Raw genomic sequence first — 16,450 nt, 5'->3', positions numbered from 1 at the left:
AATGTTCCATAGTACCAAATACTGTCTGATTTACATTCTTAAATACCAAACCATACATTCTTCTTTACACCAAATGCTTTTAAGGGGGGAGTTGCGGCTAGAACTTTTTGGTTATAAACTCTGCCTCTTATGTAGATTGTATTTCCTTCTGTTGCGACATTAGCAGCTTTTTGAATGGTAGCGAAAGGTTGATCAAATGTACCGGGATTGAGGTCGCTTCCTGTTAGAGATACATAGTAATTTGTAACGGGACTTGCATTGCTATTGGATTGTGCAAAGGTAGAGGCAGGGAGTGTAAAAATTAACATACTGAAAGAAAGGATAAGGATAAAAAACGATTTTTTTAATAAGGGAAATATTGTTTGATATTTCATCATGCTCCTCCTTTTTGGGCATTCCTTTCCAACTATATAGTTAAAACTATCGATCTATATATTGTATCAATAAAAATAATGAATTTATATTCTGGGGATGATGTGAAAAGTTCGTACTCGCTTGTGTTACCGTTCCAAATAAAGTGATTTTTAAAGTTTACATGAAGGGGGAAATCCATCCTGCAGCTATTTTATTTGAGAAGAATTGAAGATTCGTATTGAATAAATCGATTTAAATATTTTGAATTTATTGAATTGAGGGATTTAGAAAACCATATATGAAAAATTAAAAGATCTAATGGTTATTATAAGCGCAGATTTATTTAAAGAAGAAGGGATTTATATATTCTCATGACCGTTTTATTACGAATGAAACGGTTTGTAATGGTTTTCGTGTAGACTATCCTTTGGTTCTCCAAATATTCTCAGTGATAATAAACTTACCTTATGTTTCTCAGGAGTATTATTTTTTAAAATAATCATAATCAAATCTATATTTTTTCACAAAAAATCCAGTTGTAAGAGTGAATGTAATTTATCTTTGACACCTAGATAAGTCTTCATATTTAAAATGAACGAGTCTACTATACTAATCCCAACCCCTTTTGAGTATTTTTATCTATATTAAAAATTCAACTGAATCAAAGATATAAAAATTCCCTTATATTCGTTTGATATTCTGTTAGCATATATTTTAGTTTAAGAAGGAGATTCTATGATGTTTTGAATATAATTGCGGTAAAGGATTTTTGTTTTATAGTTTATGGGAAATGTTATTTTTGAAATAACAGATTTTATTAAAAACGCTTATTTTATTGGGTTTTATTAGTTTATATGTATTTATTTTTTATAAAGAGATTTTTATTTTTTAACAAAAGAGTTGCGTTGGTAATTTAAAAAGAGTATAGTGAGTGATATAGAAGGTGGTATACAAAAAGTAGATGAGGAGGAAAAATAATGAAAAAAAACGATGGTCAAAAACCTGTTAAACATTTATTCATTAAATTCAATGATGTTAATGAAGGATTTCCTAAGGTTGTTAGTACGATCAGACAACATGAAATTACTGGTTTAAACAATAATGGGGAACTGATTTGGGGGCAATTTACAAGTCGAGATCAAGCGGGTATCTCATTGAAGCACAAGCAAGACATTGAACAACAATTAGCTAACAATATGACCACCAGAGTAATCTTCTATAGCCGTAAAGCTAAATTATTATACGAAGCTGAACTTGTGGGAATATATGATAGAGATTATGCTGGTGCTACTCAACCAGAATTTGTAAAATTAATCCCTGAGTATTATCGACATCTAGCAGGGGTTACTCATATAACAGCTAAAAATCCAATGATAATCTATTCGTATTTTCACATTAAAGGGTTAAGGCCTATTTCACTTACAAATAATATCGAACATATTTATCATTATGATAAACAAGTACCTATTTTGAATGTAAAAGGAATGCAGGCTTTACTTTATGTTTCTTTAAATGACCAATATGAAAGCTCAATTACTTCCATAAAAATTACTGATAATGATTTAGTAGTAGAAGGAAAAAAACTTGAGCTAAGTACAGATTCTGATATATCAGCTAATAAAATGATAAAGAGAGGATCATCTATTCGAAATCGATATGGTGTTAAGCGAAATTATGTCGCTGAAGCAGATGTTAAAGGGAGAATAGGTGACGCTGCTGAAGAATTAGTATTAAAATACGAAAAAGAAAGCCTTACCAATATGGGATTTTCACATTTGGCGGAAAAAGTACATCGCATATCCAAAATTGAAGGTGATGGTCTTGGATATGATATTCTATCTTATGAGATTGATGGGAAAGAGAAGTATATTGAAGTAAAAGGTACAATTAATGAAGCGAATATTCCATTTCCTATCTCGAGTAGCGAAGTGCAATTTTCAGAAGAAAAAAATGAGGCATTTTATATTTATCGAGTATTTGGGTTGAAAACAGATACACCACAACTAAAAATTTATCAAGGTAGTATTAGTGCAAATTTTAATCTTGAGTCAATCAATTATTTAGCTGAATTGAAATAGTTTATTTGAGATTATTGGTAGTAAAAGGATACAATAATTGTTCGGAATACATCGTTTGTAATAATCTGATATCCGTTTACTTTAAATTTAATTTTGGCTATAAAACAAACATCTAATCATCTTTATATTAAACTTAATTATTGTAAATTACCTCAATTAGATTTCCTTCTTTTTGGGGTAATTGAAATAGTAAATATTTAATTAAACAGAAAGATTTATTCTGAGATATATTAAAGAATTTTTAATTCTTGGTTTTATTTGTAATGAAATGTTGAAGGTGTTAAAAAGTATAGAATACAAGTGTTGTATAATACCTATGTTGAAATTCCCCTTTGGTTTTTGCATAGGGAGTACTTAATAAATAATAAAATACTTTATTAGTGATTAATCTGTACCCTTTGTAAAGGACATTTTGAAAAAAGTTAGGCAACATCAAGAAGATGATTTCTGTATCCAACAGGAGTCATCTTTTTTAAATTCCATTGATATCTATAATGATTATAATACGTCATATATTTCTTAATCTCTTGTTTCAATTCATTAAAGGACGCGCAAGGTTTTATATGAGCTTCATCTTTCAGATGACCAAAAAACGATTCTTGTGGGGCGTTATCCCAACAGTTTCCTCTTCTTGACATGGATTGTCCAAGATTTAGCTTTTTGACTAGCTTTTGATAGGTAGGGCTTGTGTAGTGGGATCCTTGATCTGAATGAATATAAGCACCTTCAGTCAATCGAATCCGCGGATTCCTTTTTAGTTTATGGAGAGTTGTCGTTACGAGCTCTAATGTCATCTGTTCTGAAACATGGTAAGCTAAAATTTCATTAGTTGAGCCGTCTAAAATTGTAGATAAATAGGCCCTTTGATTCTTACCGTAAACTAAATAGGTGATATCTGTAAGAAGTGTTTTCCCTGGGGTATTTTGTTTAAATTCCCGATTTAATTGATTCGGTACTATTCGATGTTCTTTTGTAGCTTTAAGCATTCTTTTATAAGGATTCGCTTTGCGAACCGGACAAATAATCTCGTATTTCTTCATAATTCTACGGATACGCTTTAAATTGTAGACAACTTGAAACTGACCCGCCAATGTCATCTTTATCTGACGAGCCCCCTTCTTTCTATTTCTAAATCGAAGTGCTTTTAATATGGTTTCCTTCAAGATTTCATCTCGATCACTCTTTTGTTTCCGTTGTTCTTGAGATGAAACTGAAAAGTAATTATAGTATCCCGAACGGGATACACCAGCTATTTTACACAAATGACTAACCATATTCCTTAAGTTGTATTTCATGATGACAGAACGAATCAAGATGAATTTCTGACTAGGTGGTAGTGTTATTTCCTTCTCATCCTCCCTTCCATAAGTTTGATTTTTTTTAGCAATTCGTTTTCCGCCTTTAGTAAGTTTCGTTCGGCTTCTAAACGGGCATACTTTTCTTCTAACGTAAGCTCTCTCTCAAGAGTTCTTCCAGCGTTTTCGATACGTGTATCCCTTAAACCCAATACACCATTTTTTCTATAAGCAGCACGCCATCTACTTCCCGATGACATAACTCGTTTCATTCCAATCATATCTATATCAAAACCACATTCTTCAAAAATATTTCGAGGTAGCTTTCCTTTTTCATTTTCCTCAATAAAAATATGCTTAAATTCCTCTGTATAAGTGATACCTTTCTGACTTACAGATTTTACGTATAGGTTATTTGATAGAATTTGAATTTCTCTTTCTGTGAATAGTTTTTTTGTCATTTTCAACATTCTCCAATCCCAATTTTCCTTTTATTATACAAGAAATACCCTATAGAATAGACTTTTTTCAAGTGTCTATTCTATAGGGTACATTTTAGATTGTATGTCTCTTATTATAAACACTTAATTATTACCCTATGTATTTTATAAAAATAAGGGAGAGAGGAACCCAAGGAAATAAGAAAAACTACTTGGTAAGTATATAAAAGAGGAGCTTTTATAATGGAAGAAGAAAGTAATACAAAAAAAATAATTAAAAATAGTTGGAGAGTATCCAGTGTAATTTTATCATTTATATGTATAAATATCTTTTTGACAATATTGAGAAATGAAATGCATGATAAAATCCCGTCAGATTACTTAAGTTTTTGGGTAAAGGGAGTATTATATGTTCTTATTACCATACCATTAATACTATTTTTTGTTTCATATATTATTACTAGTATTTCTAATGCTAGAATCAGAAGAGAAACATTTTTTAGGCTATCTGATTATATTATATTCACCGTATCATTGAGCATAATAATAAATTATTGGTTTGTAAACACACCTGTTAGCATGTGGACAGGAAATGTTCTTTCAGATTTGTTCGATATAAGCATGTTTTTTTCATGTTGCATAATTTTATATTTTACTGGTGAAATTTTAGCGCGAATACAAAAATCTAAACAAGAGAAGAAAGAAAAAATAGCCAAAAGTCTTCAAAAAGAAAATAAAATAGAAGCCTATTACAACTCTGAATATCCGATAAATGATACAGAGCAGGATGCTTTAAATAGAGCGTCTTTTGCAGAAAAAATAGCTAATTCATTAGTTAAAAGTGGAGAAGACAGCTTAACGATGGGGATTTTGGGTAATTGGGGAAGTGGTAAAAGTTCAGTATATAATTTAATTAAAGAGAAAAGTGATAAGAATCATGTAATATTTATAGAGTTTAAACCATGGTATTTTGGTGAAAATAATCATGATATTATTCGGCTTTACTTATTGGAGTTTTTGGAAGGAATCAAAAAAGTTCAAGGATATAATCCTGAAATTGGTAAAGCGATAAAAAAGTATGCTGATATCTTATCCTCTGTTAGTTTGCGTGGTTTTGGAGCGACACTCTCATTTAAGGAACTAGTAGATAGATTTAAACCAGGTCAGAGTACGGATAGTTTATCTGATTTAAAAAAGGAAATTGAAATGTTGCTTAAAGATTATCCAAAAAGAATAGTCGTATATATTGATGATATTGATCGACTAGAGGGGTCAGAAATTAGAATGATTTTTAAGCTAGTACGTTTGGTAGCAGATTTTCCGAAGGTAACTTATATATTGGCTTTAGATGAGGAAGTTGTCCAAAAATCTTTATCATCAGTTTATCAATTTGAAGAAAAAGGGAATTTAGAAGATGCAAAAAAATATATAGAGAAATTTATACAAATACCTATTTATTTACCGAAGCCAGATTTTATTGATTTATATAACTTATGCAAAAAACAATTAAATAACATTATTGAGGAAAATAATATTTTAGATGAGAAATATACTGAAATTATAGATAGCTTAATAGAGCAAAAATTGTCATTAAGAGACCTATCTAGATACTTTAATTTGGTGAAGTTTTATTTACCATTTTTAAAAGAAGAAGTGAACGTTAAGGATTTACTGTATTTAATCTTAATTCAAGTTAGTTCACCGGAATTGTATCAATATATATATACTAATAAATTATTATTTATAAATAATTACAAGTTTGAATTAGACGATGAATTTAAAGCGTTACCCAGATTAAATGAATATCAGGGTATACTATGCACAATTTTCCCTTATGCAACACGTCTATTTGGAGGTGCATTTGAAGGAGAAATGGTAAATAAAAAAGAATGGGAAAAGGAAAAGAGAGTTTGCTCAGACAAGTATTTTAACCATTATTTTATGTATAGTAGCCCTAGAGATGCTATTTCTCAAAATGAATTAAGTAATTTCATTAGTTTGATTAAAGAAAAAGATTTAACTGAAATACAAACAATATATTTAGATTTAATAAAAGAATATAGTGCTAAAGAAGTAAATGAGAAGTTGGAACATAGATTGTCGGAGGTAGATGAGTGTATAGAAAAAATATTTACACTTCTTTTGAAATCATACCAAGAATTACATAATATAAGTGGGAATAGAAACGCCAAAGAAAGTATAAATTACTTAGCGCAGTTGATAGCAAAAAAAATATATTCGAAAGGGCGCGAATTTCCTGTAGAGTATTGGGAAGATTCCAATATTCTATTCATGTTAAAGATTTATAATTATTTACATAATAATTATAATTTGAAAATTTTAAAGTTAGCAATTAAAAATGCATATGAAAAAATTTCTGAAGTTAGTTATTTTAAAGTGTTTGATGAAGTTGATGCTAAAGAAGTTTTTTCTAAATGGAAAGACTTTAGTGATCAAGAAGACATAAAAAAGAAAGTTAAAAATTGGATTGATACAAAAGAAGATTTTGAAGAATTTTTAAATTATTATTTTAGTGATATAAACAGTGAAAAAATAGTAAAAGACAAGGAAATTTTAATTCATGTATTTGTTGCATCTACTCAATATTTAAGTGATAAAATATTACAAGAATATTTTGATCAGTATCATTCTCCTAAGACAGAAGTAGAGTGGGGACAATATATTGAAAAAAATAGAGCTGAAAATATTGGACTGTTTCTATTAGGGAAAAATAATTTATTTGAATATATTACTGGTGCTATTGAGGGTTTCCACGTTTCAAGTATGAAGAATGGTTATAGGGTAGAGCTGCCAAAATACATATCCATGGGAGTAAAGCTAATTAAAAGGTTTGGTAATAAAAAACAACTAATGAAAATAGAAGATTTATTAGGGGAAATAACAGAATATAATGATTTTATACAAGAACAATTAGATCTTCAATATGAAAAATAGGAACATAAAAATTTATTAACGCGGATGATGGAAGTATAAAACTAAAAGAGCAGGGGATACTGAATGGAATAAGAAAGGGGCTCTATCCATGAGTTATCTGAAAGATAAAAATAATAAGAATTTATTGTTAGTATGTATATCGTATAGTTAAAAGATATTCTATGTCTGGATTTATTATGGTGGATTATATCATAAATAATGATGAACTTGTATTTTTAGATAGGATTTTCTTTAAAAACTTGATTTAATTGATGAACTTGAATTATTAGCAAAAGTTTAATCTATTAATAAAAAGATAAGAAGGATTTAATAATTTGAGCCCTCTTATCTTTTTATATAATAAATTTAAAGAATCATTTTATAATCTTCAATAGTTAATTTTCGATTACCGTAGTGTTTAATTTCAGTTTTTATTAATAAATCATATGGTGAATCAACTTCAGTTAACCAATTATGAATATAATTATTAACTTTTTTTGAAAAATTTAATCCCCAATATTTTTTAATAACTAGAGCCCGCATTATATTAACTTCAGGACTAGGATTAAGGGGGATATAATCATCTTCCAGAGTAATATCTAGTACTTTCTCTTTTATTGATTCTATAAAGTTCTCAGCATAGACATCTGAAGTATTTAAGTTAATTGAAATTGCATCAAAATTATAGAATGTTCCTTTAGTGATATTATCAACACGAGTTTTTAATATTTTTTCTTTGAAAGCCCAATTATTTTGAATAGACCAAATATCTAATTCTATATCATTAATAAAAATTTTATATCCGTCAAATCTATTTTTTCGATAATTATAACCTTCGAAAGCTTTATCAAAATTTGTCAAATTACTATTTACAATTATATCAAAATCCCGAGGAGATTTTTGATAGGTGAAATCTCTTACTGCACCACCTATCAAAATTAATTCACCATATTCATTTAAATTATTAAATAAAGTTGATATGGAAGGGTTATCTTGTTGTAATCTCTTAATTCCATCAATAGCTGCTTTGTTTATAAGTGATGTAGCTATTGTCATAAAATTCCTCTCCTTATAAGTTTATGCCACTAAGATTCTTATATAATTCTAGTGCATAGGTATCAGTCATTCCACAAACAAAATCAGTGACTAATAGAAGTTTATCATATAAACTAGGTTCTCCTGAATGACTTTCAAATGGGAATTTATTCATTATATCTCGATAGTTACCGGATATTAGTAAATATAATTTTCCTTCTGCAGTTTTAGAATCTTTGTACTTATCGGAAATTACAGCTTCTACAAACATTTCTAAAAGTCCTTCTACTACTTTTCCACCCGCATATTCTCTTTTTAATATTTCTGGACTTTCAAAAATAATTTTAGCTAGATCTTTAAAAGCTTGACGCACTCTGTTAGCATCTGATACGTCGATTATTTCTTGATCAAATTCACCATTTAGTATTTGATCGTGTCTGTCTAAAAATTCCTTTACAACCGATTTTATCATATAACCTTGAGCAATAATTCTAAAGTGTTGAACGGTATTATCCAATCGGTCAGCACGGCCTTCACTAGCTTCATAGGTTTTAATAAATGAATCAAGTAGTTGTTTATCGGTTTCATTTCCATCTTTTAAATGGGTCTTTAAAGTTGATTCTATAGTATGATAGTCTAAGACTTTCTTCTTACAACCATCTTCTAAATCTGCAGCAGAATAAGCTATATCATCTGCTGCCTCAAGTAAAAAGGTAACAGGGTGTCTGTATATATCAATACCTGTAAAGTTTTTCACAGATTCAAAGCGGTTGGAATCCGATTGAAGATAGCCAAACTTCTTATAACTAACACCAAGACCTTTATCTTTTCTTTCATCGCTATTTTTATTTCCATCGATTGATGATCTAGGATATTTTAAAATACTTGCTAAGGATGCTGCAGACAAATTATAACCAAATTCATCTTTTAAATTATTTAATTTTGAGAGCAATCGGAACGTTTGGGCATTTCCCTCAAAATTAGTAAAATCCGCCACTTTATTGACTCCTAGTGTAGTAGCTGCTTTCTTTCCTTGCTCGCTATTCTCAAACCAATCAGAGAAAAATCTTTGAATAGCAGCTTCGCCAAAATGTCCATATGGAGGATTACCTAAATCGTGTACTAAGCCTACAACAGATAATAAAGCACTAATTTTACCTTTATGTTCGTCTTTTAATTTGCCTTGTTTAATTAAATTTTCTTCAATACTTATGCCTATAGATTTTCCAATACTTGAAACTTCAAGTGAATGTGTCAATCTGGTTCTGACAAAATCACTGCTATCTAAAGGGAAAACCTGTGCTTTATCCTGAAGCCTTCTCACAGCTGAGCTGAAAATTAATCTGCTGTAATCATCGTCAAAATCATTTCTAAGGTCATATTCGTTACCTTTTGTTCGATCTTTTACTTCACCATCTCTTAAACGTACTCCGCTTAAAAGTGAATCCCAGTTCATTTTTGTATTAGTCATATAGTTTGCACCTCAAATGTTTTAATGAAATATCTATATCTTACATTATTTTTTAATCAATTCAAAGTTGTAGGGCTTTATTAATACAAGAAAGCAAACAAAAGGTATATGTGAAATAGTTTGAGTAAAAGTATCCTTGGTTGATATATAACCAATATTCAAGAAAGACCCAGTGTTTTGAAAATCAGTTAATAAAAACTTTAATAGTAGGGCGACGGTTATAAAAAATGCCTTTTTGTTCAATAATGTTTTGACTATAAAATTTTTGATTGCAATTATATACTAATAATTAACTTTCCATTGTAAATTTAATTATTTATAAAATAAAAATATTTAGTAACTATTTTGAAGTATCATATAGGTGAGAACTAAATTATCGCGAAGAATATTCTGAATTAATAACAAAAAAAGAGGGGAACGTTATAATTATAGTGTAAGATTATAATAGATTTTGTTTAGATAGTATTCAATTAGTAAATACTGTACACTGTATTCCTATAAAGAACGGTGTGATAGTTGATATATAAGATTATTAGTTATTTATTCTGGAAAAATGGTTACCGAATTTGAATAGGGAGCAATTGATTATGTCATTGAAAGAAAGATTGTCAGTACAAGAATTAAATAGACTATATCATAAACAAAAATTATCTATAAAGAATATTGCAGACTTATATCAAGTTACACCCATGTCTATTCATTATTCGATGGTTAAATAAAATCCCATCCCCATAGAAGGAATAATTTTGAAAAAAGTTTAAACCCTCCTTCTCATTCAATAGAATTACATATTTCAAAAAGTGATTTGATTCAGTTACATTATAAAGAAGAAAAGCGAATTTATGAAATATTTAAAACGCATTCATCAACTTTGGTTAGGTTATTAAAAAAATATGAGTTAAACCGAGAAGTAGTGGCTACTATAAAGACATTGCTAAAAATTTTTTCAAAAAAACATTATATGTCTATCTCTTGCAACATTAATAGCATTATTATATCATAAAAATATCAATATATATAAATTTAATATATTGAACGTACTGTTTATGAACATAATTTCAATTTCTAAATTGCTCAATAATTCAATGTTTTCTTTCATCTCTTTATAGACACTGCTAAGCGAATTAGTGAGGAGTTTATAATGCTCTTATGTAAAGATACTCTTAAACAAATTAATGGTTATAGTAGTACGTTATAATTAAGTGGTATAAACTACATGTTTATATCTTTTTTTATGGAAAATGTTATAGTTAATTTACATATATTTCTTGGTTGTGGTATTAGAGTGTTTGTTAACTGTAAATTTAATTTGTGTAACTTTATTAAAAACATAAGAATAACATATTTAATAAATATTTGTTCCAATCGGATTACAGCAAAAGGCATTCATATAAAGCCATTGTTAAAACAATTATATCGAATAGATAGAAAGGGCTAATAAATAATAGGAACATGTAGTGGAGTATGTATATATGTTTTTTGAAAGGTGAATTGTATGCAAGATTTTAATATTGAAACTGTTAATAGAGATGCAAGTGATAAATATAAAGGATTTAGGTATCAAAAATTTCGAGTTGCTATAAAAATGTTGCAATTAATAAAATTAAATAGCAAAAACAATATAATTGCACTTCCAGAGTCTAGAGAAGATGGACATTTTATTGATGACGAAGGTCACGAACATCTTGAACAAGATAAATTATATGAGAAGGGTTTTTCGTTTAATTCCTCTGAAATTCAAAAAACTATGATTAATTTTTTGGACAATTATATTGAATTGAAAAAAGACCCGTATATAAATTTTATTTTTTTTACTAATACTAGCTATGTTAGTGAAAATCAAACAAAGAAACTAACTCAAATCGGACTACAGGTATTAGAAAAGCCTATTCTTGAGTACTTGGTAGAAAAGGATTTTAATGACAATGTTGTAAATTTTATTTCTAAATATTTAATTCATACATATAGAGAAACATATAGTATTGAAGAAGACAAACCAGAAACTTATCACATAAATTATTTGACAATAAAAAAAATGGTAAGTGATGAATGGAGTGAGTTTTTAGAGAAAATATCATTTAAATTTGATGAAAGCAACTTAGAAATCTTATCTCAAGAGCTAGATAAAGAAATTAAAGAATGTCAGTTTTTCTCCCCTGAACATTTTGGGAAAGAGAATCTAATTAAAAGAAATTTATTAGATGTTATAGATGAACGGATGACGCAAAAGCATGTGACGCAAAAAATTATTAATGTAGATTCAGTGAGAATTATTTATAAGGAAGCGGAAAGTATGAATAGTGAATTAGTGATAGATGAGATCTATCCATATTGGGATGATGTTGAAAATGAATCAGAAGGAGAACTATTAAGGAATTTAAAAGAGAAAATTCTTACAGTATGTCCTGAATTTAAAGGTAAAACAATTAAAAGATACATTAGAGAAGCTGCAACAGTAAAGGATGAAATTAAACGATTTGATAAGAGACAGATTAATTCTCTAAAATATCGAGTTTATGAAAGTATGGGGAAGTTTTTCGATGAAGAATTTAAATACAATGAAAATTTCACATACGAACATTTGAATGAAGCTATTAAAACATTAAGAGAATCTGTAGTAACTGACCTTAATCAATTGAAGAAAGACTATAATTATGGAGTAAGAAATGATATTACAGTGCAAAAAGTAGCAATGTTATTAATAGATGAATGTTTTTATTCGTTTGATGAGGTGTAAAAATGAACGATAATTTTAAGGAAAAAAGACTTTTATATAATAACAGCGAAGATTTATATTTTTTAGCCTATAATTTAATTCTAATTTTATCGGTGTTAGATTGTAAAACTAATAAAAGCAGCTTTAAAGATTATAGGAAGTTAATCTTTTTAATCCCAATTATATCTAATGAGAAAAATACACAGCTTTTATTAAACTATTACAAAAATGATATTAAGCCAAATGCACATATTATTAAAGAGTTAAACCGAATATATTATGATGCGATAGAAACAATAACTCTAATAAGGTATTTGTTATTAATTTTAGAAAAAAGAAATATCATTAAAATTATTGTTGAAGATAAAAAAGTTAATATCTATTTGTTGGAAAATGAAACTATTAAAATGTTTATTCAAGATAACAAATTTGAAAAAGAAAAAAGACGAATAATTGATATTAAAGGAAAGATTAAGACTTTGAAAAGATTAAATTATATGACTTTTGTAAATAACTTTTTTAAAATAAATGGGGTAGCGATATGGGAGCAATAGTAATTAATTCTTTAAAATATAGAGGAGATACATATTTTTATAGGAATGAAAAATTTACTAAAGGTTTAAATTTGTTGGTAGGGGATAATGGGAATGGGAAATCTACTTTCACCTACCTAATTGTTTATTGCTTAGGTATTGATGTAGAATTTTTTAAGGAGAGTAGTAAAGAACCTATAAATGAAATTTTACAAGACTCTAATAAAATTATTGAGTTAAGTATAAGTATTAATAGTGAAAAATTTATATTAAAAAGACAAATCGGTGAAAATATAATTAATGTATATGATTTTAAAGCAGAAGAATATATAACATATAGTGTATATAGAAAAGGTTTTATTTATCAAAAAGAAGAAATGACATTTTCTGATTGGATAATGAATAAATTAGGTATTGAATTTGTGGAGATAGAACAAAATAATACGACTCATCGCTTAAATATTGATGACCTATTTAGATATATTTATTATGACCAATTAACAGAAAATAAAAAGATAATTAGTGAGTTTGGAATACAACCTTCTGATTATTTTAAGAACAGTAATATTATGAAAAGAAGTATTTTTGAAATATTAATGTCAGGTTATAATTCCGAGTATTATAAAAAGTACTCGGAATTAAAGAATTTAACTAAAGAATTACAAGTAGAGAAACAAAAACTAAAATCTATTGAAATAATTCAACATGAAATACTGAAACAATTAAGAAAACATGATATTGAAAATATAAATGAAGAATTGATAGCTACGAAAACTGAATTAAAAAGATTAAATAATATCAGAGAAGATATTAAAAGAGAGCGGCATTTTGGTGAAGAAGTAGCTTCAAGAATTCAGGAAATCCAAAAGAATATCGTTATTGAAACACATAAATTAAAAAATTATGAGTATCAGCTAAACTCAGTTTCTGAAGGTTTATCAAAATCATTAAGAGTTAAAGATGATTTAAAAAGTGAAATTGAACATATAGACAAAGTTCTATTTACCACACAGTATATAGATTTAATTAATGATGAAGAATGTCCATTTTGTTTAGAAAAGATGGATTTAGATGAAAATAAATGTATTTGTGGTTCCAATAATCATTTGGATTTTTCTAGATTTATATATTCTGATAAGGAATATATCCAGTTGTTAAAGTCAAAAGTAAAATCTTTAGAAACAATCAATGAAGTCATTGAAGGGTATAGAAAAGATTATGCTCAATTAAATGAAATTATCGAAAATACAAAAAAACAAATAGAAATATTAGTTAATGAAGTTAAAGCAATTACAGGTGATATAGAAGTAAATTCAAATGTTTCTGCTATTGAAGAACTTACTGATAAAATAATCCCATTAAAAGAAACCGCTTCTGAATTAGAGATATTAAAAGAGAAGGCGAAAGATATAAAAAATTCTAAAAGTACAATTAGTATGCTAGAGGATAAAATTCAAAAGGCTAGAAAACGTTTAGATCAATTAGAAGAAGAAAAAGATAATATGTTCCAAAAAAATATAGAGCAGTTTGAAAAAATATATAGTGAATATCTTAGAGATTTTTTTGATGCTAATGAAAACGAATATACAGTTAAATTAGACAGAAATTATTATCCGTTTATTGGTCAGTATAAAGAACAAAGTTTTAATGTACCAAGAAGACTATTCTTTTATTTATCTTTACTTAAATTATCTTTAGATCCAGATTATCAAATCGCTTTCCCAAAATTTTTAATAATTGATACTTTAAAGGCTGAAGGAATTGAAATTCCGCATTTAAAAAAATTGTTCACTTATATTGAGGAATTTAAAGATGCAGATTGTCAAATACTAATTACAAGTGGATATGATGAATACGAAGAAGAGTTGCAAAATAAGTTTTTAATTGATTATTTATCTTCAGAAAACAAACTTCTAAAAAAAAGGAAAAATGTAAGGAAGTTAAAAAAGTAAGAAGATTTAATAGTTGAATATGTATATTAATAATTTTTTATGAATTAAAAAGTCTTAAACGAAGTTCGTAAATATTTAATCCTCACTAGAGGATTAAATCGATAAAGTAAGTGCGGATTTAAAGTTTACAACTCCTTTGGTTCTAAGTTCGGCATAATACGACATGAATTACAAATAGGTAAATAATACTGTAAAGCATTCTTCACCTTTTACATTGTGATATTAATGGTTGTTGTCATACTGTATGACATTACCTCTAAATTATTCAATGAATAATTTAATTTATTTAATAGACATGTTATGTGTAAAATCTTAAAAATACAGTTAGAACATACTTGATCTGTTCTCAAAATATATGAGTTTTTTTCATAAACACAAAAAGGGCATTAAGCCCTTTTTATCTCCTTCAATTATAGATGTATGTAAAACTTGACTTGCCAAGTCATAACGCTCATTCTGTGTTAAATACTCTACCTCATATCTGTAAACAAGCTTTTCTTCGGCCAACCCCAATTTTTTATTTTGTTCCGTCGCGTCCACAAAAGCTATTTTTCTTGCCTTAAATTCTGTAGATGTACTTCCTCGTTTATTTGTAATTCGATTTTTTTCGGATGATGTAGTTTCATTTAAAGACGAAGTAAATTCTTTTATCACAGATTCGTTTTTTATAATTTGGTCTTCACTTGAAAGTTCCAAGTCTGGTAAACTTGCTAATGTCACTTTTTTATCCCATTCTAGTATTTGTCACATAAAATAGACTGGTTCTTGTTGTTCATTATCATGTGTTATGTACGCCAACTTTCCTAAGTGAATATATGGTTCCGTCTCTTTGGTGATACAGTTACGTTTAAATATATGAATATTATTTTTTTAATGATCGTGATTAATAAAACCTTGTATACGTGGATCAGTTAGGTTTTGTTGTGTTTGAGGTTGCCAGGTTAAAATACCTTCGTTATTTATTCCTTCGTCGAAAGGTTGTCCAAAATGAGATTCTGCTAGAGTAACTAGGAATCTATTTCTAATACTCTCTATAAAAAATATATTTATTATATATGTTACTAATTGCTAAATATTTTCGGAAATGAATTTATTTATTCTTTTAATATATTCTTTATCGCTGTCATCGCCTGCTTCTAATATTTGATCGACCCTGTTTTTTACTGCATCACCAACTTCGGTATTAAATTGAATGATTTTTAACTGTGAATCGAATTCAAGGTCAAAAAAACCAAATTCTGAAAACATAAATAGCATACCAAGAACTAAAGCAGTAAGCTTGTCAAACAGTTTTTCTTTTTTTTCACTATGCCATAACTTATCTACATAAAATTGATTGAATTTATTTGAATCCACTTGTATGTTATTCTGGTACATTGAATAACAAGTATATAATACAGTGAAAGCGGACATGTTTAAAATGGAATAGAAGATACGGTCTAAGTTCGAAAAGTGACCGTTGTATATGAACGTTAACTAATAGCGATATATAAGGTGGCCCAGCAGGATAGAGCAAGTCGTCGGTTGGGAGTTCGAGTCTCTCCTGGGATGCTTTTACAAGAAAAAGGTTGGTATATCAAGGGTTTTGATGGCTAGTGATAGCCTGATCAGTCCGACGTATACTAACCTTTTTTCGTTGTTT

General features: G+C 28.0%; 10 protein-coding genes and 1 pseudogene. 5 read left to right on the top strand and 6 right to left on the bottom strand.

All coding sequences use genetic code 11. The annotated features are described in order from the left end of the window. Positions 1-101: 101 nt before the first annotated feature. Positions 102-374: pseudogene (locus AXW78_RS26990) on the bottom strand (right-handed parallel beta-helix repeat-containing protein); the annotation flags it as partial. 957 nt (positions 375-1,331) lie between these two features. Here AXW78_RS26990 and AXW78_RS26985 point away from each other — a divergent pair. Beyond that, positions 1,332-2,432, top strand: coding sequence for a protein NO VEIN domain-containing protein (locus tag AXW78_RS26985; protein WP_061884936.1), 1,101 nt, complete (start codon positions 1,332-1,334; stop codon positions 2,430-2,432). Between the two features lie 422 nt (positions 2,433-2,854). Here the strand turns inward: AXW78_RS26985 and AXW78_RS33195 are convergent. Continuing rightward, a protein-coding gene (locus AXW78_RS33195; RefSeq protein WP_085960091.1) for an IS3-like element ISBce14 family transposase occupies positions 2,855-4,197 on the bottom strand; the annotation gives its coding sequence in 2 pieces (ribosomal slippage) (positions 2,855-3,816 and positions 3,816-4,197; 1,344 coding nt in all). 213 nt (positions 4,198-4,410) lie between these two features. On the opposite strand from AXW78_RS33195, the gene AXW78_RS26970 reads away from it, so the two are divergent. Then, positions 4,411-7,122, top strand: coding sequence for a KAP family P-loop NTPase fold protein (locus AXW78_RS26970; protein WP_061884935.1), 2,712 nt, complete (start codon positions 4,411-4,413; stop codon positions 7,120-7,122). 345 nt (positions 7,123-7,467) lie between these two features. On the opposite strand, the gene AXW78_RS26965 is transcribed toward AXW78_RS26970, so the two are convergent. Both AXW78_RS26965 and dgt read right to left on the bottom strand, forming a co-directional pair. After that, on the bottom strand, positions 7,468-8,157 hold the full coding sequence (locus AXW78_RS26965) for a nucleotidyltransferase family protein (RefSeq protein ID WP_061884934.1): 690 nt from the start codon (positions 8,155-8,157) through the stop codon (positions 7,468-7,470). Positions 8,158-8,170: 13 nt separating this feature from the next. Continuing rightward, a complete protein-coding gene (dgt, locus tag AXW78_RS26960; RefSeq protein WP_061884933.1) occupies positions 8,171-9,607 on the bottom strand; it encodes a dGTP triphosphohydrolase in 1,437 nt (478 codons plus the stop codon). A gap of 1,495 nt (positions 9,608-11,102) precedes the next feature. On the opposite strand from dgt, the gene AXW78_RS26955 reads away from it, so the two are divergent. From AXW78_RS26955 to AXW78_RS26945, 3 genes are read left to right on the top strand one after another with little or no spacing between them, the layout of a single operon-like run. After that, positions 11,103-12,344, top strand: a complete 1,242-nt coding sequence (locus AXW78_RS26955) for a hypothetical protein (protein WP_061884932.1) — start codon at positions 11,103-11,105, stop codon at positions 12,342-12,344. Between the two features lie 2 nt (positions 12,345-12,346). Further along, positions 12,347-12,877, top strand: coding sequence for a hypothetical protein (locus AXW78_RS26950; RefSeq protein WP_061884931.1), 531 nt, complete (start codon positions 12,347-12,349; stop codon positions 12,875-12,877). After that, positions 12,865-14,808 carry a coiled-coil domain-containing protein gene (locus tag AXW78_RS26945; protein ID WP_061884930.1) on the top strand — a complete coding sequence of 648 codons (1,944 nt, stop codon included), beginning with the start codon at positions 12,865-12,867 and terminating at the stop codon, positions 14,806-14,808. Before AXW78_RS26950 ends, AXW78_RS26945 begins: the two co-directional genes overlap by 13 nt. 366 nt (positions 14,809-15,174) lie before the next feature. On the opposite strand, the gene AXW78_RS26940 is transcribed toward AXW78_RS26945, so the two are convergent. Next, a complete protein-coding gene (locus AXW78_RS26940) occupies positions 15,175-15,528 on the bottom strand; it encodes a hypothetical protein (RefSeq protein ID WP_061884929.1) in 354 nt (117 codons plus the stop codon). Positions 15,529-15,876: 348 nt separating this feature from the next. Further along, positions 15,877-16,164, bottom strand: coding sequence for a hypothetical protein (locus tag AXW78_RS26935; protein ID WP_061884928.1), 288 nt, complete (start codon positions 16,162-16,164; stop codon positions 15,877-15,879). Positions 16,165-16,450 lie beyond the last annotated feature (286 nt).

The organism is Bacillus thuringiensis (assembly GCF_001595725.1).
Taxonomy (GTDB): Bacteria; Bacillota; Bacilli; order Bacillales; family Bacillaceae_G; genus Bacillus_A; species Bacillus_A thuringiensis_K.
The sequence above is the reverse complement of the archived record's forward strand: the minus strand, read 5'-3'. Positions and strand labels throughout refer to the sequence as shown.

Excerpts from the sequence above, each read along its gene's own strand:
- AXW78_RS26970 (WP_061884935.1), top strand. The coding sequence starts at position 4,411 with ATGGAAGAAGAAAGTAATACAAAAAAAATAATTAAAAATAGTTGGAGA.
- dgt (WP_061884933.1), bottom strand. The coding sequence starts at position 9,607 with ATGACTAATACAAAAATGAACTGGGATTCACTTTTAAGCGGAGTACGT.
- AXW78_RS26965 (WP_061884934.1), bottom strand. The coding sequence starts at position 8,157 with ATGACAATAGCTACATCACTTATAAACAAAGCAGCTATTGATGGAATT.
- AXW78_RS26985 (WP_061884936.1), top strand. The coding sequence starts at position 1,332 with ATGAAAAAAAACGATGGTCAAAAACCTGTTAAACATTTATTCATTAAA.
- AXW78_RS26950 (WP_061884931.1), top strand. The coding sequence starts at position 12,347 with ATGAACGATAATTTTAAGGAAAAAAGACTTTTATATAATAACAGCGAA.
- AXW78_RS26955 (WP_061884932.1), top strand. The coding sequence starts at position 11,103 with ATGCAAGATTTTAATATTGAAACTGTTAATAGAGATGCAAGTGATAAA.
- AXW78_RS26945 (WP_061884930.1), top strand. The coding sequence starts at position 12,865 with ATGGGAGCAATAGTAATTAATTCTTTAAAATATAGAGGAGATACATAT.